General features: G+C 37.6%; 25 protein-coding genes. 5 read left to right on the forward strand and 20 right to left on the reverse strand.

The features are described from left to right. Positions 1 to 116 precede the first annotated feature (116 nt). Both FFM62_RS05395 and FFM62_RS05400 read right to left on the reverse strand, forming a co-directional pair. The gene (locus tag FFM62_RS05395) at positions 117 to 1,121 is read right to left on the reverse strand and encodes a rod shape-determining protein (protein WP_115471197.1); all 1,005 of its coding nucleotides are present in this window, start codon (positions 1,119 to 1,121) and stop codon (positions 117 to 119) included. Positions 1,122 to 1,203: 82 nt separating this feature from the next. Further along, positions 1,204 to 1,638: a JAB domain-containing protein gene (locus tag FFM62_RS05400; protein ID WP_075270044.1), complete on the reverse strand. Its 435-nt coding sequence runs from the start codon at positions 1,636 to 1,638 to the stop codon at positions 1,204 to 1,206. Between the two features lie 111 nt (positions 1,639 to 1,749). On the opposite strand from FFM62_RS05400, the gene FFM62_RS05405 reads away from it, so the two are divergent. Next, entirely contained in the window at positions 1,750 to 2,094 is a 345-nt protein-coding gene (locus FFM62_RS05405) for a VOC family protein (RefSeq protein WP_115471198.1), read from the forward strand. Positions 2,095 to 2,172: 78 nt separating this feature from the next. Here the strand turns inward: FFM62_RS05405 and FFM62_RS05410 are convergent, their stop codons facing one another. The 9 genes from FFM62_RS05410 to nrdH all read right to left on the reverse strand — a co-directional run bounded on the left by FFM62_RS05410 (position 2,173) and on the right by nrdH (position 10,349). Beyond that, positions 2,173 to 3,000 carry a hypothetical protein gene (locus FFM62_RS05410; protein ID WP_240005919.1) on the reverse strand — a complete coding sequence of 276 codons (828 nt, stop codon included), beginning with the start codon at positions 2,998 to 3,000 and terminating at the stop codon, positions 2,173 to 2,175. A gap of 129 nt (positions 3,001 to 3,129) precedes the next feature. Further along, the gene (locus FFM62_RS05415; RefSeq protein ID WP_115471200.1) at positions 3,130 to 3,498 is read right to left on the reverse strand and encodes a fluoride efflux transporter FluC; all 369 of its coding nucleotides are present in this window, start codon (positions 3,496 to 3,498) and stop codon (positions 3,130 to 3,132) included. Next, complete coding sequence (locus FFM62_RS05420; RefSeq protein ID WP_115471201.1) at positions 3,492 to 3,875, reverse strand: fluoride efflux transporter FluC; 384 nt, start codon at positions 3,873 to 3,875, stop codon at positions 3,492 to 3,494. The genes FFM62_RS05415 and FFM62_RS05420 overlap by 7 nt, the downstream gene beginning before the upstream one ends. Before the next feature lie 10 nt (positions 3,876 to 3,885). After that, a complete protein-coding gene (locus tag FFM62_RS05425) occupies positions 3,886 to 4,659 on the reverse strand; it encodes an ABC transporter ATP-binding protein (protein ID WP_115471202.1) in 774 nt (257 codons plus the stop codon). Positions 4,660 to 4,665: 6 nt separating this feature from the next. Next, a complete protein-coding gene (locus FFM62_RS05430) occupies positions 4,666 to 5,553 on the reverse strand; it encodes an ABC transporter permease (protein WP_115471203.1) in 888 nt (295 codons plus the stop codon). 7 nt (positions 5,554 to 5,560) lie between these two features. Then, the gene (gene trpX / locus FFM62_RS05435; protein ID WP_165845906.1) at positions 5,561 to 6,547 is read right to left on the reverse strand and encodes a tryptophan ABC transporter substrate-binding protein; all 987 of its coding nucleotides are present in this window, start codon (positions 6,545 to 6,547) and stop codon (positions 5,561 to 5,563) included. A 318-nt stretch (positions 6,548 to 6,865) separates the two neighbouring features. Then, positions 6,866 to 7,822 carry a class 1b ribonucleoside-diphosphate reductase subunit beta gene (gene nrdF, locus FFM62_RS05440; protein WP_115471205.1) on the reverse strand — a complete coding sequence of 319 codons (957 nt, stop codon included), beginning with the start codon at positions 7,820 to 7,822 and terminating at the stop codon, positions 6,866 to 6,868. A gap of 32 nt (positions 7,823 to 7,854) precedes the next feature. After that, positions 7,855 to 10,026 carry a class 1b ribonucleoside-diphosphate reductase subunit alpha gene (nrdE, locus tag FFM62_RS05445; RefSeq protein WP_115471206.1) on the reverse strand — a complete coding sequence of 724 codons (2,172 nt, stop codon included), beginning with the start codon at positions 10,024 to 10,026 and terminating at the stop codon, positions 7,855 to 7,857. Positions 10,027 to 10,112: 86 nt separating this feature from the next. After that, on the reverse strand, positions 10,113 to 10,349 hold the full coding sequence (gene nrdH, locus FFM62_RS05450; protein ID WP_075270054.1) for a glutaredoxin-like protein NrdH: 237 nt from the start codon (positions 10,347 to 10,349) through the stop codon (positions 10,113 to 10,115). Positions 10,350 to 10,605: 256 nt separating this feature from the next. On the opposite strand from nrdH, the gene FFM62_RS05455 reads away from it, so the two are divergent. From FFM62_RS05455 to FFM62_RS05465, 3 genes are read left to right on the forward strand one after another with little or no spacing between them, the layout of a single operon-like run. Further along, positions 10,606 to 11,064 carry a class Ib ribonucleoside-diphosphate reductase assembly flavoprotein NrdI gene (locus FFM62_RS05455; protein ID WP_165845907.1) on the forward strand — a complete coding sequence of 153 codons (459 nt, stop codon included), beginning with the start codon at positions 10,606 to 10,608 and terminating at the stop codon, positions 11,062 to 11,064. A gap of 19 nt (positions 11,065 to 11,083) precedes the next feature. Continuing rightward, positions 11,084 to 11,737, forward strand: a complete 654-nt coding sequence (locus tag FFM62_RS05460) for a hypothetical protein (protein ID WP_115471208.1) — start codon at positions 11,084 to 11,086, stop codon at positions 11,735 to 11,737. Between the two features lie 13 nt (positions 11,738 to 11,750). Next, entirely contained in the window at positions 11,751 to 12,011 is a 261-nt protein-coding gene (locus FFM62_RS05465; protein ID WP_115471209.1) for a hypothetical protein, read from the forward strand. A 103-nt stretch (positions 12,012 to 12,114) separates the two neighbouring features. Here the strand turns inward: FFM62_RS05465 and FFM62_RS05470 are convergent, their stop codons facing one another. From FFM62_RS05470 to FFM62_RS05500, 7 genes are all read right to left on the reverse strand, one after another. After that, positions 12,115 to 12,771 (reverse strand): LysM peptidoglycan-binding domain-containing protein, encoded by a 657-nt coding sequence (locus FFM62_RS05470; protein WP_115471210.1) that lies wholly within the window; start codon positions 12,769 to 12,771, stop codon positions 12,115 to 12,117. Between the two features lie 449 nt (positions 12,772 to 13,220). Beyond that, a complete protein-coding gene (locus tag FFM62_RS05475; RefSeq protein WP_075270059.1) occupies positions 13,221 to 13,562 on the reverse strand; it encodes a cysteine desulfurase in 342 nt (113 codons plus the stop codon). A gap of 22 nt (positions 13,563 to 13,584) precedes the next feature. Continuing rightward, entirely contained in the window at positions 13,585 to 14,280 is a 696-nt protein-coding gene (locus FFM62_RS05480) for a 5'-methylthioadenosine/adenosylhomocysteine nucleosidase (protein WP_115471211.1), read from the reverse strand. Positions 14,281 to 14,310: 30 nt separating this feature from the next. Continuing rightward, on the reverse strand, positions 14,311 to 14,601 hold the full coding sequence (locus FFM62_RS05485; protein WP_210727718.1) for a hypothetical protein: 291 nt from the start codon (positions 14,599 to 14,601) through the stop codon (positions 14,311 to 14,313). Between the two features lie 12 nt (positions 14,602 to 14,613). After that, the gene (locus tag FFM62_RS05490) at positions 14,614 to 15,177 is read right to left on the reverse strand and encodes an NUDIX hydrolase (RefSeq protein WP_075270062.1); all 564 of its coding nucleotides are present in this window, start codon (positions 15,175 to 15,177) and stop codon (positions 14,614 to 14,616) included. A gap of 19 nt (positions 15,178 to 15,196) precedes the next feature. After that, positions 15,197 to 15,409, reverse strand: coding sequence for a cold-shock protein (locus FFM62_RS05495; RefSeq protein WP_115471212.1), 213 nt, complete (start codon positions 15,407 to 15,409; stop codon positions 15,197 to 15,199). A gap of 18 nt (positions 15,410 to 15,427) precedes the next feature. Next, positions 15,428 to 15,799, reverse strand: coding sequence for a DUF3397 family protein (locus tag FFM62_RS05500; RefSeq protein ID WP_115471213.1), 372 nt, complete (start codon positions 15,797 to 15,799; stop codon positions 15,428 to 15,430). A 114-nt stretch (positions 15,800 to 15,913) separates the two neighbouring features. Between FFM62_RS05500 and FFM62_RS05505 the strand changes: the two genes are divergently transcribed. Further along, positions 15,914 to 16,036: a DUF4044 domain-containing protein gene (locus tag FFM62_RS05505; protein ID WP_075270065.1), complete on the forward strand. Its 123-nt coding sequence runs from the start codon at positions 15,914 to 15,916 to the stop codon at positions 16,034 to 16,036. Positions 16,037 to 16,181: 145 nt separating this feature from the next. Here FFM62_RS05505 and FFM62_RS05510 read toward each other — a convergent pair whose 3' ends face one another. Together FFM62_RS05510 and FFM62_RS05515 are read right to left on the reverse strand one after the other, a co-directional pair. Then, positions 16,182 to 17,303: an ATP-grasp domain-containing protein gene (locus FFM62_RS05510; RefSeq protein WP_240005920.1), complete on the reverse strand. Its 1,122-nt coding sequence runs from the start codon at positions 17,301 to 17,303 to the stop codon at positions 16,182 to 16,184. A 23-nt stretch (positions 17,304 to 17,326) separates the two neighbouring features. Then, entirely contained in the window at positions 17,327 to 17,890 is a 564-nt protein-coding gene (locus FFM62_RS05515) for a glycoside hydrolase family 73 protein (RefSeq protein ID WP_115471215.1), read from the reverse strand. Positions 17,891 to 17,966 lie beyond the last annotated feature (76 nt).

Here is a 17,966-nt window from a genome sequence, read left to right on the forward strand (position 1 = left end):
TGCCTTTCGTTTATCTTGCTTCACCATACTACATGAGCTAATGCCTAACAATTCTAGTACATATGAATAAACTACCCTGAAAATAACGGGGTAGTCATGACTTCACAAGTTTAGGCTTAATTATTTTTTAAAACATCAATCGACTTTAAAGCCTCACCAGTACCGATAACAACCGCATCCAATGGTTCAGGTGCAACAAATACTGGTACCTTAGTTGCTTCAGCAATCACCTCATCTAGATGAGCTAATTGTGCGCCACCACCAGTGAGGACGATACCACGATCAATGACATCAGCAGCAATTTCAGGAGACGTTTCTTCCAGTGTTTCCTTAATTGCAACAATCACCTCAGCGACCACATCTTTAATCGCATCAGCAACATCACTTGCCTGAATCTCAATCGTCTTTGGTAATCCTGTTACCAAATCCCTTCCCCGGGCAGTAGTTCCTTCCATATCTTCAGCCGCCTCAACGTCAGCTGAACCAATCGCCATCTTCAAACGTTCTGAGGTTTGTTCACCAATTAATACAGAATACTTCTGACGAACATACGTCATAATTGCTTCATCGATTTTGTCACCAGCCATTCTGATAGAACGTGATGAAACAATACCACCTAATGAAATGGTAGCGACGTCAGTCGTCCCACCACCTAAATCAACAACCATTGATCCAGTTGGTTCCATCACTGGTAAACCAGCACCAACAGCAGCTGCAAAAGGTTCTTCAATAACATATGCATCACGAGCTCCCGCTACACGAGCAGCATCAATAACAGCACGTCTTTCGACAGCCGTTACACCTGAAGGCACACCAATTGTAACGTAAGGCTTTGCGCCACGGCCACCTAAGGCTTTACCTAAATAATACTTCAACATAGCAACCGTTGTCTCATAATCCGCAATGACACCGTCACGCATTGGACGAATAGCTGTAATAGATCCTGGCGTTCGTCCTAGCATCTCTTTAGCCGCTGTACCAACTGCGACAACCTCATTGGTTTTTGTATTTCGAGCAACAACAGAAGGCTCACGAAGAATAATCCCCTTACCTTCAATGTATACTAATGTATTAGCTGTTCCTAAGTCTATTCCAACATTTCGAGTTCCAAATGAAAACACAGCACTTTCCCTTTTCTTTTTATATTTTTGATAATTCTCACCATGTACTTAAAACGTACCATGCAATTTCTTACTAAGTTTATCACATGTTGTCGACCTTAGTCCATAAATCGATTAGTGTTTCTAACGCAACTTTGGGTAATAAATCTTCCGTTCGATAGCTACGATAACCTTTGATTGAAATGATCATAAAATCTAAAAAATGGACCTGCATGATTTGGCTACACATCGCCATTTGTGACATTGCCAGACTGTCAGCAGCTGACGCTTTTAAATTACCACTAGGATGATTATGACACAAAATAAAACCATAAGCATTCGTTGCAACTAAATGGCGAAAAACATCGCGCGGATGGATATTCACACTATCTAAAGTTCCTAACGCTACTTGCCAGACATCAATAATCGTCATTTGAGTCGTCACCGCCACTACCCAACAAGCTTCTTGTGGTGAATTTGCATAACGTTGTACTAATAAGTCGCCTAACTGCCTCACTGATGTAATTTTAATCGTCATAGATTGACCTCCAATAACAAAGACGTTAAATCTACGACTTTTGTCGTCACTGTTTTAATTCTAGGCGTATAATGGGTAGTTGAGAAATTAAAAGACATTGAGGTATAACAAATGCGAGTTAGAAAATTCAGTCCATTACAAATTCCAGCAAAAATCGTCCCTAACACGGTGCGATTTTATCGTGAGGTATTTGACCTACCAACTGAATTTGGTATCAACGAATCACGGCATTTATTTTTTGATCAAAAAGCTATTGTATTTAACGAAGATCCAGATGCCGACCCAATTACTGTTCAAGTTGTCGTGCGTGACCATCGTGAGGCCGTAGAAAACCACTTCATTAACTATGAAGTGAAAGAAAGCAAACCTGCCACGGAAAGTGATGATGGCCGTCATGTTATTTTTTATCTTGATGATATTGATGGTAATCATATTGAAGTTATTGCGAATAAATAATCCACTCACTTCAAGATAATAAAAACATAATTAAAAGCCGAAACTCTTTTTACATAAGAGTTTCGGCTTTTAATTAGCTCACGCATTTCGTCGCCAGACACGCAATAAGTAGCGCCCGTTTTCAGACATATCATGCATTTTCAATTGCTCAGCTATCTGTATACTTTCTTCTGCCTGTTCCCATTCATGCTGGACTAAGTGACCTACTAAACTAGACCACCAGGCAAAACTCATCGCGTCACGTGGTTGTTCCACGATCCATGATGCAACTTCATCAAATATTTCATGATGATCTTCCCTTTGATCCAATAACATGACTAGAAATTTGGCAGTCATTATATTAAGCATTTCCATTGTATGATGTGGCCAATGCTTAGACCAAATAATCGTTAAATAATCAGCGACTCTTTCAACCGGAACTTCCGTGATGATTGGTGCCAACAAGGCAACATCCATCTCTCGCCAAATTGTGACCGCTTCAAAAGAATCGATTAAAATTTTTTTGGCAATCTGGGCATGTTCGTCAGGAACAATCCGTGCATGTAAAACATCTGCTAAACTTGCAACACGCAAATAACCACGGGCCATTGTATTACGAAACAAATGATAACCACGCCGACTAATATCTTTAATATCATCAACCGCATGTTTTTGATTTGCTTCTTGTAAGGCAATGATTAATCCCTCAACAGTATCTAATCCATTGACCAATTCTGTATTTACTTCTGTTCCAGTTAATAATAAATGACTCATCAGCGAAATAAATCCCTCAGCTGGTAAGTCATTCTCATTATTCAAATACCGGTAATAGCGATTACGACTAATGCCAATATTTGCCAATTCACGAACAGGAATATCATTAGCTTGACGAATAGCATTAATTCGATTGCGATTAATTAAACTCATGTAGCTATCCCCTATTTTGCTATCTCTCATATCTCATCTTATTGAGTGTACCACCTGCGCAACAACCATTCAACAAAGATTAACCCAGAGAGCAAAATATTCTTGATTTTTACCACATCTTTATCCAATTTAACGTAATTCCTGGCCAATTTGCATACCAAACCAAAAAACAATTAAACCACCTATAAAGGTCATGATAGTCTTAAAAATTAACATTTGATGGTGACCATGTGGTTTTTGTATCGCATCAGCAATATCTACAATTGGTGCCGAAAAGGTTGATAAACCACCTAAAACTCCTGGTGCTAAAATTGTATGCATCCAGCTTGGTAAGATTAAGACGACCACAATCCCCATAGATAGTGCCGCTAGTAAATTAATGCAAACAACCATTAATTCTGCCAATTTACCAAACCATCGAGGCGCAACTGACAATAAACCAAAACGAATTAATGCACCCACCATGGCACCCAAACCTGTCAACATTATTTCTACCATGATGCCACCAGCTTATGACCAATTACACGACTGATAAGGACAACTGTCACACCACCAACAATGCTGATTCCTATATATCCTAGCGCTGGCAAAATTGATAATTGACTGATATCTACTAGTGCAGTTGAATAAGTTGTATAGGCACCTAAAATACCAACCATGACAAAATCTGCTGTTATTTGTTTTAACTTGGTTAGCTTACCAAGTAAAACGACCAACAAAGCAGAGATAAAAGTACCGCTCAAATTCACAATGATCGTTTCCCATGGAAAATGATTGCTGTGAAACAACATCATCATGATAGCTCGTAAGACCCCACCTATAAAGCCACCAAACGCAACTGCAAGGCTATTCAATAGTAAATTTTTATTTTTCATTTTCTCTATTTTAGTAACGATTAAAGTAATCCAGCAAATCCGTCACCGTCATCTTCTCCTTTGCATCCCCACTAACGTCTAATGAAATTTTTCCGTCTGACATGATAATTAATCGATTACCGTATTCAAGGGCATCTTCCAAATGATGCGTAATCATCAAAGCTGTCAAATTTTCTTCATGAATCCGTTCATTTGTTACTTGCATTAATTGGGAACTAGTCTTAGGATCTAAAGCCGCTGTATGCTCATCTAACAACAACACTTCAGGTCTAAGTTGGGTAGCCATTAAAAATGACAAGGCTTGCCGTTGTCCACCTGATAAATCACCTGCATCCATATCTAACCTGTCTGACAAGCCATTTCCCATTGTCTTCGTAACTGCCACAAAAGAAGCTTTCTTTTCATCAGTTAAGCCACGATTTTTTAGGCGACGACGTAAACCTCTTCGTTCAGCAAGCAATAAATTTTCCGCTACTGTCATTCGTGGCGCCGTACCAAGCTTTGGATCTTGGAAAACGCGAGCCAAAAAGTGCGTACGTTGTGCTTCATCTAATTTTGTGACATCACGTCCACCTAAAAAAATATGACCACTTGTTAATGGTAAAGAACCCGCAATAACATTGAACAACGTTGACTTACCAGCACCATTAGATCCCAAAACCGTCACAAAATCACCATCGTGTAACGTTAATGACACATCATCTAATATTGTCTTTTCATTTGGTTGCCCTTGATTGACAACGACAGTGGCATGATCTAATCGTAATTTTTCTTTTAAAGCCATAGTTAATTAACCTCGTTTTAAAAATGAACTTAAACGCAACTTAGCGCGTATTCCTGGCAACATCAGAGCCAGACCAAGTATAATAGCACTGACTAATTTCAAATCATCCGCGTTAAAGCCGATATAAAGCACAACAACCAAGACAAATCGATAGAAAATCGATCCGATGATAATTGTAATCAGACGTTCAGTTAACGTTAATGTATCAGTAAAGACAACTTCACCAATAATGATTGAAGCTAACGCAACCACAATCGTGCCGACACCCATGTTCACATCTGCGAAACCATTATTTTGTGCAACCAGAGCGCCACCCAGGCCAATCAAACCATTCGCAATCATTAACCCTAAAATCGTCATATTATCAGTATTGATACCTAACGATCGCGCCATTTTGGGATTATCACCCGTTACAATAAAAGATTGTCCAAGTTCAGTTTTCAAAAAGCGTGCTAAAAAAATGGTTAATAATACAATAACAATTAATCCAATGACAATTACTGGAAAATTACGAGGCAAGACATGCAAAAAGTCATAAGAAAACAGACTATTCTTTCCTAGTAATGACCGATTGGCTTGCCCCATAGTTCTTAAATTAACTGAATAAGCAGCTGTCATCGTTAAAATACCAGCAAGTAAGATTGGAATCTTACCCTTTGTGTACAATACACCTGTCACAAGGCCTGCTAGACTTCCCACCAACGCTGCACCGATGGTCGCTATAATTGGTGAGACGCCACTTGATATTAGGGTCACCGCAGTTGCAGCACCTAACGGAAACGTCCCTTCTACGGTCATATCGGGAAAATCCAAAATACGGAAGGTTAAAAATAGCCCGAATCCTAGGGTTGCCCAAATTAAGCCCTGACCAATTGCTGAAATTAAAAGATTCATAATTGCCTCACTTTACAAATTTTGCTTGTTTATATTTATCTGGTAATTGGATGCCCAATTTATCTAACTGTGAACGATTAATAATTAAATCACCCTTTTTGATAAAGCCAACTGGTATATCCTTTGGTTTTTTTCCATTTAATATTTGGGCAACTTGCTTACCAGTTTTTACACCTAGCTTTTTCTGGTTAATTGACTCGGCAGCAAGGCCACCATCTCTAACCATCGTATCTACTGTTGGGAAGACCGGAATCTTCGCCGCATTAGTACTATCAATCAGCGTGGGCATCGCACCAGCAATTGTATTATCTGTTGGTACAAATACCGCATCGACCTGATGATTAGCAACCATTTGCTTAGATGTTTGATTTAAATCGTTAGAAGATGAAATTGTGTATGGTTTAGGTTCAATACCAGCCTTTTTTGCTAATTTCATCATCTGTTTTGCTTGTCTCGATGCTGAATCATCCGAAGATGTATATATAACACCCAGATTTTTCATATCAGGGACAAAAGTCTGTATCATCTTTAATTGCGATTGCAACGGTGCTTGGTCGGATACACCGGTGACATTACCACCCGGGTGTTGATAACTTTTAACAAGTTTTGAATGGACAGGTGTCGTTGATGCTGAAAAGACAACTGGTCTATCGGTAACTGTATTTGCTAAGGATACTGCTGCTGGTGTTGCAATTCCTACCGATACATCAGCCCCTGCATTATCGAACTTTGAAGCCATAGTTTTTAAATTTGATTGATCGCCTTGTGCGTTTTCGTAAATTATTTTGACATTGCGTCCTTTATGAAATCCTTCACTCGCCAATCCTTTGTATATACCTTCATTTATGGCATCCAATGCAGGATGTTTCATATATTGTAAGACCGCAACTGTTGGCATTGCCTTCTTTTGATTTTTAGCAACGGTTTCATACCCGCCAGCAAAAAGCGTAAATACAGTTAACACCCCAATTGTACCCAAAATTTTTTTGTTCATTCGTTTACTCACTTCCACTACTATTTAAATCGACAAAATAAAAAACACGAGCAGATACAATAGTACCTTCTCGTGTTTAACATGAAAAGGACTATACACTAAGTCGTGTAACCCTTTCCAATAATTTTAGGAAAATTAGTTAGCACAGACTCAATACTTCCGCTCCCAAAGGAACCCACGTACCGAATCTATGCGATCATAGTTCGTACGCGTTATCTGCGCCACCAACCATTTAATTGGAATTTAAATTTACCCATAACTAATTTTCTCCTCAGCTATTTTTTATAATAATACCACGCCACTTGTACTTACGCAATACTATTCAATTTGATAATCATCATCTTCCATAGCCTCAACCTGACCAAGCCGATAACCATTACCAACCTGCGAGAAGAAATCATGATTTGAAGTCGTTGTTGAAATACCATTCATAACGATAGGATTAACATCTTCGGCACCATCTGGGAATAATGGATCTTGTCCTAAATTCATCAATGCTTTATTTGCATTGTAACGTAGAAAAGTTAATACCGACTCTGTCCAACCAATGTCATCATAAAGTAACTTGGTATAATTCTCCTCATTACTGTACAAATCTAATAGCAAATCATATAACCAAGTTTTTAACTCATTTTGTTCATCTTCACTAAGTTCATTAAATCCCATTTGGAATTTATAACCAATATAAGTACCATGAACTGACTCATCACGCAAAATTAATTTAATAATTTCAGCTACATTGTTTAACTTATTATGTCCTAAATACCAAAGTGGTGTATAGAATCCTGAATAGAATAAGAATGTTTCTAAAAATACTGAAGCAACTTTACGTTGTAATTGACTACCACTTTGATAAATTTGATTAATCCGATTGGCCTTATATTGCAAAAATTTATTACTATTTGTCCAATCAAATATTTCATCAATTTCAGCTGGCGTGTGTAACGTTTCAAAAATTGAAGAGTATGATTTTGCATGAACAGATTCCATAAACTCAATGTTATTTAGAACAGCTAGCTCATGTTGTGTCCTAGTCGATTGCTTCAAAGATGCCATACCGTCTTGTGATTGTAATGTATCTAGTAAAGTTAATCCACCAAAAACATGACCAACCAAATAATGTTCTTGTTCAGACATCTTACGCCAGTCATCCAAATCATTTGATAGAGGGATTCTTGTATCCAGCCAAAACTGCTCAGTCAACTTTTCCCATGTTGCTTTATCAACCTTGTCTTCAATAGCATTCCAATTGATTGCTTCATATGCTACTGTCATTTGCTCACCTTATCTCTCATTTGTATAACACCTTAAATTGAACAACTTTCACATTCATTGACACCAAATTCTTCCATATCGTCAGTATATGTACGAATATAGTAAATTGATTTGATACCTTTCTGATAGGCATATAATCTTAGAATGTTTAAATCACGCGTCGTCATCTTCTCTGTATGTCCGTCTTTCCAATCATATAGACCCTCAGGAATTGTTGAACGCATAAATAATGTTAATGCCATTCCCTGGTCAATATGCTGCTGCGCAGTTGCATAGACATCAATCACCCGACGCATGTCCATGTTATAGGCAGATTCATAGTATGGTAGAGTATCTGTTCCCAAATAAGGTGCTGGATAGTAAATTTTTCCAATTTTCTTTTCTTGGCGTTCTTCAACACGATTAATAATGGGATGCAATGAAGCAGTTGCGTCATTAACATATGAAATCGATCCAGTTGGTGCAACTGCCATGCGATAAGCATTATACAAACCATATTGCTTAACTGATGCTGCTAAAGCCTGCCAATCCTCTTGAGTTGGGAAATGATGTACAGCAAATATTTCTTTAACTTTATCAGTTTTTGGTGACCAATCTTCGTTAATATACTTTTCAAAGTATGCACCACTAGCATAAGTTGATTTTTCAAACTCGTAAAAGCTAGTCTGTCGCTCTTTAGCAATATTATTTGAAGCAACTAAACTATAGTAATTCAGCATTAGGAAGTAAGCATTCGTAAAGTCCAATGCTTCTTCATCCCCATAATACATATGATTTTTAGCAAAAAAGGCATGCAAGCCCATTGCACCTAAGCCAATCGCATGTGTCTGACGATTTCCCAATCTAACTGAAGGAACAATATCAAGATCTGTTTGATCCGAAACAAATGTCAATGCACGTACCATTGCATCTACTGACTTACCAAAATCATTTGTAGCCATCATATTAACAATATTTGTTGAACCAAGGTTACATGATACATCTGTCCCTAACTCATCATACGTTTGCTCATTATTAATTTGTGATGCTCGCTGAACCTGTAAAATTTCTGAACATAAATTAGATGAGATAACCTTACCCGCAATTGGGTTAGCAGCGTTAACGGTATCTATGTTAATAACATAAGGATAACCAGACTCCTGCTGTAATTTCGAAATTTCTGTTTCTAACTCACGAGCCCGAATTTTCTTCTTATGAATTTGCTTATTAGCTACCATTGCATCATATTCGGCTGTAATGTCGACATAGTTAAATGGCTTACCGTATACACGCTCAACATCATACGGAGAGAATAAGAACATATCTGAATTACTTTTGATTAATTCATAAAACTTATCAGGAACAGTTAATCCAAGTGACAATGTTTTGACACGAATCTTTTCATCAGCATTTTCCTTTTTAGTAGCTAAAAAGTTCATGATATCTGGATGGAATACTGATAAATAGACAACTCCTGCCCCATTACGTTGACCCATTTGGTTAGAATATGAAAATGAGTCTTCTAATAGTTTCATAACAGGAACAACACCTGATGCGGCATTATTAATGCCCTTGATAGGTGCGCCAGCCTCTCTAAGATTAGACAAAACGATACCAACACCACCACCAATTTTAGATAACTGTAATGCCGAATTGACAACCCGGCCAATAGCATTCATATCATCGGTCGCCTGCAAAATAAAGCATGACACCAGCTCACCACGACGGGCACGACCAGCATTCAAAAACGAAGGCGTTGCCGGCTGATAACGTTGATGAATCATCTCATCAGCTAAATTCATAGCTAAAGTCTCATCACCATTTGCATAGAATAGGACATTCATAACAATGCGATCATTGTAATTTTCGATGTAATAGTCACCATCATTCGTCTTTAACGCATACTGTGCATAAAACTTATAGGCAGCCATAAAAGACTTAAATTGGAAATGTTGTGAGTCTAAATACGCATACAACTTCTCAATAAAAGCCATCGTATACTTATCGACCATTTTTGGATCAACATAATCATTAGCGATCAAGTAATCAAAACGATCCGCTATTGAATCAAATTTCTTTGTGTTTGGCTCAACATTTTCTTTAATAAAAGCTTGTAATGCTTCAGTATCTTTCTGTAATTGAATACTATTATTCTTTGGAATATTCAACTGATTATTTAAATCAAAATAAGTAACCTTATCTAGATCCAGCGTTGCTAATGACATATAACTCCCCCGCGTAGTACCTAGTGTAAAGCGGAATCCTTTTGGTTGCACCGACACCTAGGTATCTTAACTAATTGATTAAGTGATTAAATTGCTTTGCTTAACTTGGCAAGCAAATCTGGACGGAAACCTTTAACTGGTTCCATGTCTTCCGAAAAGACAACAGGTACTGATTGATAACCTTTATCCTTCAAAAAAGTTAATGCATCTGCATCATTTTCAACGTTCTTTTCTGAGTAGCTAATACCATATTGTGTCAATGTCTTCTTAGTCATGAGACATTGAATGCAGTTATTCTTTGTATACACGGTCACATTTTGCATATTTTCACCTAAACTTTCTTCTTCTATAAAACCTAACGGATTGTTAATATGTCATTGAGTATAAACCACTCAACTAACAGTTTGCAAGTTAATAATTTAACCAAAAAAAGGCTTGACATGGGCGTCATAGCACTGCATAAGCCTTTGTAGTGATTATTACAAAAAGATTAAATAATAACTTTCCGTTACATATATGATTGCTAATTATCGTAAACTTTTTTAGACTAAATATTATAGAAAAATCTGGAGGAAAATAATGCCAATCCACCTATTATATAGTTCAATCTCTGGCAATACACGTGCATTCGTTACAAAGCTAACTGAATATGCCAAAACTCAAGGCCATTTCACTTTGATACCAATTGAAATTTCAGATGCAACTTCCGATATTATCGAGACGAGCCCTTTTTTTGCCCTTGTACCAACTTATTTGGATGGCGGTAATGGCATTGATAATGGCGTATTTGAAATATTAACAGAGCCCTTACGAGAACAACTAGAAATTCCAGAAAATCAACAGCATCTGCTAGGAATTATCGGATCCGGAAATAAAAATTTCAATGCACAATATATTCTAACTGCGCGTCGTTATGCCGTACAATTTAAAGTTCCCTTGATTGCTAATTATGAACTGCGCGGAACTTCAAATGATGTACAACGTGTTTATGAAGCAATTCAACAACGGCTAACCGAAGTACAATCGTCACATAATTAGGTAAAAGAAGAAGTAAATCATGCAAGTCACCAAACCAAAAACTAAGAAAGTGTCATTAACCAAGCAACGACGTGCGGAAACTTGGCAACGATTAACAAAAGAACAACAATCAGTTATCAAAAAGCATATTCGTTATCAGCAAACTTCATTATTTATGAATCATGAGCTAATTGGTCATGGACGGCACTGGTCCCTCGTCGCCTTTCATGAAAACACGAATTTCGACAGTCCTAGCAGTCCCCAACTATATTGCGACTGTGGTCGTCGTTTAAAGTATCAGTACGTCTTAACTAACAATCTTGGTGAAGAAATAAAACTTGGCATTACTCATTTCGCTGATCATATTGGTATTCCAGAGGCCGTTGCTCGTCAATTGCAGGCTGAAATTCACCAATTAAATTTTGGACTAGATGAGCTTTTGCAGCGTATTCGTCGTCATGCCGGTTTGAATCAGGAGATGCGTAACTGGTTCATCATTCATCAAAATGAATTTGACGACTTACCACCTAATACCGTTGACTTTATCACTCAAAATTTACCGCCTGAACGAGAAATACAAACTGACATCGTGCGCGCCTATAAAAAGGCTACTTATGTTAAAAAAGAACACGTGCAACGTAAAAAATCTAAGTTAAATAAAAAAGCTTGGCAGGAAATCTTTCGCGAGATTTAGAAATGGAGTCACTATGATTAAAATATACGTCGCCCCCACTGTAAAACCAAGATTTGCTTTATTGGTCGATGACAGGCGTGAGTTGGTGTCTCAAGTATATACAATACTATCCCAAACTTTGCCAACGACAATAAGCCAAGTAAAACTACCAAATATGATGGCTCTTCATACAAAACAAACGCAACTACTAGCAAATGAGAATTATTGGTTGTGGCCAATTGACGAAGCGACAAACCAATTTCCATCTATTACCGAAAACCATCTAAACAATTAAAAACATACTAAAAAAGGCTACGTCTGAAAACTAGGAAAAATTCCTAGTGAGACGTAGCCTTTTAAATTTTATGAGTAAATAAAGTAACCTTTAACGGTTCGGCTTACCACCAACCATTAGCGGCACGGAAAGAAATCGCACTGTCAATTGAACCGTAGCGTGAATTTGCATAGTCCAACATACCCTTTGTTTGGTTTTCAACAGAACCTGTACCCCATGATTGGTTAGTTTGACCTAATCCATGGTATTGGCCGTTTGATGCGTTGACATTTCCACCTGATTCAGGCATTACAACTGATTCCCACAATTCTGATGTTCCACCAGCAGCAATAAATTGGTCATAAGTTGAGCCTGAGGCTGAACTTGTTGAAGCTGAATTAGAAGCTGTTGATGTCTTTGTTGTTGTCGCAGCACTTGATGCTGGGGCAGCAGCTTGTGAAGGTGCTTGGCTAGCAGCAGGTGCTACTGAAGTTGCAACAGATTGTTGTGTCGTAGCGGCACTTGATGCTGGCGCAACAGCTTGCGTTTGTGCATTAGCTGCTTGGTCATCTAGCTCAAATTGCTCACCCACAAAAATCATGTTAGAATCTGCAATCTTGTTTACATTCAAAATACGATCAACTGTGGTGTTATGATCTGCGGCGATTGATGATAGGGTGTCCCCTGACTTAACAGTGTATGTATCAGCTGATACATCAGTGGCCATTGCAGCAGTTGCAACACCAGCGACAGTTAATGCAGTAAGTACTTTCTTATTCATGGTAAATTCTTCTCCTTGATATTTGCCTAAATGGCAATTAATCTACTCAATCCACTGCAACGCAGGTATATCACTGCGTTGGGGACTGAACCTTTACGACATGTATTAGTTTACCAAGCTCAACCCGATATTCGTTACAAGGATGCGACATTGCGTTACACATGTATCACAAACCAACTTTTTGTGAGAAATTAAACTGTAATATCATCACTGTAAAGGGCTCTAATGACTGTCACGCCAACTTTCTTAAAATACTAATTAACCGGTTAAATAAGAAAATTGAATTTGCTAAAAACCCTAAATTTCTTGCAAGATTTATTTTTATTCTAAATAAAAGTTTATTAATTACGACAATGTAACAGTAGTAAAGTTAATTTATTTTATTTTTATTTACTTATTGATAAAAAAAGCAGCTTGGTCTTCACTGACCAAACTGCTTTATAAATATTTTATGCTTTTTTGATAATTTCTCGCTCAACCAACTCATTCAAATAAAAACGATACAGTGATACTAAATCTTCATGATGATCATTTTTAAAAATATTCACCGTTGCATTACCACTTGGATTAACCGTTTTTATTTTAATACCAGTTAATTGTTTGTTCACGACAACTTTTAACTTAATCGCATTGTCTAAGCCTTTTTCTGGCTCTAATGACCTTTTCATCACATATGAACCCGCATTGTTCTTCACAAAACCTGTATCACCTAATGCATATTGCTTTAATTGTGGGTTGAATTGATAAACAACATCGTCTCCAGCCACTACCACAGTTGTTTCAAATGCCATGTTTATGATCCTCCTACTATTATTAAGCCTGTTCCTTAAAGAAATTGATTAAGACTTGTGCAGATTGTTTGCCGGCTTCGATAATAAATTCATCAAAAGTCATACCGGCATCCCCATTTGCGTTATCTGAAATCGCACGAACAACAGCGAAAGGTACATCAAAATAGCTAGCGACTTGCGCAATTGATGCTCCCTCCATCTCCGCTGATTGAGCTTCAGGAAAGTTCGACAAAATAGTCTGTTTTTGTTCATTACTTGCAATAAACGAGTCGCTCGTCACAATTAATCCATTAACTAAACGGGCATCTGTTACTTCGTGATAAGCTTGCGATAAACCTTTTGCTAAATCCTCATCCGCCTTAAATCGTGCTGGTTGTTGCGGCACTTGGCCATAAACATATCCAAAGGCCCGTGCATCCGCATCTGCATATGACAATTGGTCAGCAATGACAACATCACCAATTCTTAAATCAGTTCCCAAAGCACCTGCTGACCCTGAATTAATCACTGCATCAACGCCAAAATTAGTAATGAGCAAGGTTGTCGTTAGCGCAGAAGCAACCTTTCCAATTCCCGATTCAACAACAACGACATCAACGTGGCCAATTTTCCCGTGATGAAATAATTTACCAGCAATAGTTGTCGTTTTCTCATCGACCATTGATTCAACCAATGCTGCTTTTTCCTCTGCCATTGCATTTATTACACCATATCGCATTAAAAAATATCTCCTTTATTTTATGATCTACTATAGAAAGAATAAAACTAGGTAAGTAATTACAATCAACACAATCAATACGATGATTGCCAAGTTTAGACGGTGTCGTAATCTTGCCGTTTTGCCATTCTTTGTTAGTTTTCGTGTTTGTGAATCTAATTCATATCGGCCATGATGCGTTAGACGATGCTCTTCACGTGTCAATAATTCAGGGGCAACTGAACTAGTAGGTTCATCCTCAGACACTGTTTTAACATCCTCTGTACCAACGTTTGAGCGCTGCCGACGAGTTGTTTCTTGTGATTTTTTTTTAAATAACATCGTATTTACCTATTATTGTAAAGTACGCCAATAAAGGTATGCCATATTCGTTTTGGCATCCTCTAATTGCCCATTCTCAAATAATGCCGTTGCTTCTTCATAAGTGACATAAATTAGGTCAATTTTTTCATCATCATCTTGCGGTAATTCTTGGCCCACAGCAGATAAATCATTGGCTAAGTACAATGTCATATATTCATTTGAAAAACCAATTGAAGAATAAAATCCTGTTATTTTTTCTACATGATTGGCTTGTAGTCTTGTTTCTTCATTTAATTCACGATTAACCGCATCAAGTGGTTTTTGATCTCGTGTATCGATTTTACCCGCAGGGATTTCCAACGTTAATTTCTTAACTGGGGCACGCCATTGTTTTTCTAGAATCATCTTATTGTCTTTCGTTAATGCTAGAATCGCAATTGCATCGGCATGATAGACAATATCACGTTTTGCCTGGCGACCATCAGGTAACGCAACAGTCTGTTCCGTTGCCCGAATGATGTGTCCCTTATACTTTTCTTCCTCATTTAAGATTGTTTCCTTAAATTCGTTCGTATCTACTGACAAATCTATCATGTCATCAACCTCCCATTAATTATTGATTCAGTACTTCAACTGCTGCTGCTTGAGGACCACGTACACCTGGCACAACAACTAGTTTTACTTCTTGACCAACTATTAAATCACGTACTTTTGGTGTTTGAATAGCTGAAAAATGGACAAAAACATCATCTTCACCTTTCAATTCAATAAAACCAAATCCTTTATCTGATTGCCATGTTTTGACATAGCCACTAATTTTTTCCATCTGTTTGACTCCTTATTCTTAAGTACGAGTTATAAAATAGGCATAGGCGGTAATACCAATTAAAATGACATAACTTGCAAGTGTGCTGATACGCCACCAAATAATCCAAAATCGACGCGTTACAAAATTTTCACGGATAAACCCTTGGTATAGGGCCAGTGCAATCCCCCAAACAACAAACATCAATAGCACGGGAAACAACATATTGATATGCCAAACTTCAAAAGTGGTGACAGCAATACTCCACCACGCAAAAACAACAGCAATATCTGTAATCTTTATGTTTTTTGGCCAATGATTCTGGAAAAATACTTGTTTAATAATCCAAAGAACAATTAGCAAAATTAAAGCAATGAAAACCGTAACTGGCCAATTAAATAATGTCAGCATCCTTGCCTCCTTAAATTCATTAATCTATTCATTATACCTTTAATTAATCTCTCTGTGGTACGTTATCCTATTTTTTTGATACAATAGACTAAATGAAAAATTAGAGGTACCGTAATGCAAAAAAATAACAAAAAGAAAAAATCAACAATGCAAAAGGTTATTCAAGGATTTGTCATCTTCATGCTTATTCTATCATTTGCCAGTGTATTTATTACATTGTTGCAGATTTCTTTTTAATCAACTTAAAACAAAAGTGGTTGAGACAATGCAAATGTCTCAACCACTTTTTGTTTTTAACATATTAATTAGCAGCTGATAAATGTTAGGCATCTACGTATTCCAAAAGGTCACATCGTCAATGTAACACCTTGTGCTTTTTAATCTAATCGTTAAATTGCCAAACCCCAGCAACATGCAACTGGTTCAACAACTGCTCAGAACTTGAGCCAACAGCCAGAACATGCCCCATTTGAGGTAATAAACTAGGTAACTGATACATTGAGATTTGCCAATGTGGTTGAATTTGCCAATGTCTATACAACTTATCCGCTTCTTTTTCGGTAATTGGCATATAAACAGCAGATTCTTCAAAAATAACTTCAGCTAGTCTTTGACCAGTAACTGCTCTTAAATGTTGCATGGTCACACTAATATTAACAGAAACATCGTACAAGACCGTTGTCTTGGACAAGCCAGGAATAACATTACGTAAATACAACGTGCCATTCTCAGACACTAAAAATGTCACATCATAGGCACCGATATAATTCAAGGCACGACCTAACTTTTCAGTGACATGCTTAATTTCCGTAACAATTTCATCTGAAACATCCCCCACTGTCCAAGCTCTTGTTAAACCTTGTTCAGGTGTTTCTACTTGTCGTAATGGATATAAGGTCGTGTCATCATGCGATCCACGAACTGCTGTCATAACGAAAGATTTTGTATTTTCGAGCCAAGGTTCTACTAGCAATGTCCCACCATCAATTAAAGGTGCAACTAACCCAAGATCCCAATCACCACGTAAAATGACTTGATCATCAATATGTTTATGCTTAAAAATAGGCTTTACGATAATTGGATAACCCAATTTAGCCCCTGCTTGTGCAATTTCATCCAATGAACTACCTGTTTCATATGGCAATATATTCAATGATTCATTTTCATAAAATGCTTTGGCTAAGGCATGATCATCAGTGATATCTAGGATTGTCGTGCCTTGTGGCACTGTTTGATTAGCCAATTTATCTGTAATCTGTGTTGGTAGCCATGCTGATGTATAGGTAATCATGTTAGATAGTGCTGCGAAACTTTCAATTTCGTCATCATTATCCTTATCCCCCAAGAAGCGATAGTCAGCATCCTTGAATACTGCAGATTCGGCAGTACTACTATATGCTGCAACTTGGTACCCCATATTATGAGCAGCTTGTGCCAAGTAACGACTAGTAATGCCTTCACCAATTATACCAATAGTTGCGCCCGGTAAAATTTCATAACTCATGTTCTCACCCTTTTCATCCATTTCTATTTATCATCATACTTATCCAAATGATAAGTTTCAATCATATGAATTATTTTATCCGCATAAGTAGGGTCTGTTGCGTAACCCCCAGTTACTAACCCATTTGCTGCTGTCTCATAATCTTTGGCTTGAATAACCGTTGCATATCGCTGTGGATTGTCTGACGTCCCATTAACGAGTAACTGCGCGTGCGCTGCCATTGAATCCTGCCAACTGCTATACACACGAAAAGAATCATTAATCGTAATCCACTGATTATTCTCATATTCTTTCGTTGCCAGTTTCACACTTGGTTGTTCCGCCGAAGACTTTACACCAAAAAAGTTATTATACTTAGATGATAATTCAGATTGACCCCAATTTGATTCTAAAGCAGCTTGAGCGATACTAATAGATGCTAGTAACCCATATTGCTTTTCGAGTTTTTGTGCTTCAGGGGCAATTTTTTTAATAAATGCTTCACGAGAAACTGGCACCTGCGTCACCTCTTCTGTTGGCTTTTCCTTATGCAATTGTTGCCAATGTATATCTGTTTGCCAAAACCCCAGTCCTAGTAAAATGATCACACAGATAAATACTCGGCCCCGGTGCAATTGACCTTTTTCAACAAAGAAAGTCCTTATGAAACTTTTCTTTTTTTTC

Source organism: Weissella thailandensis, from assembly GCF_005405465.1.
GTDB lineage: Bacteria > Bacillota > Bacilli > Lactobacillales > Lactobacillaceae > Weissella > Weissella thailandensis.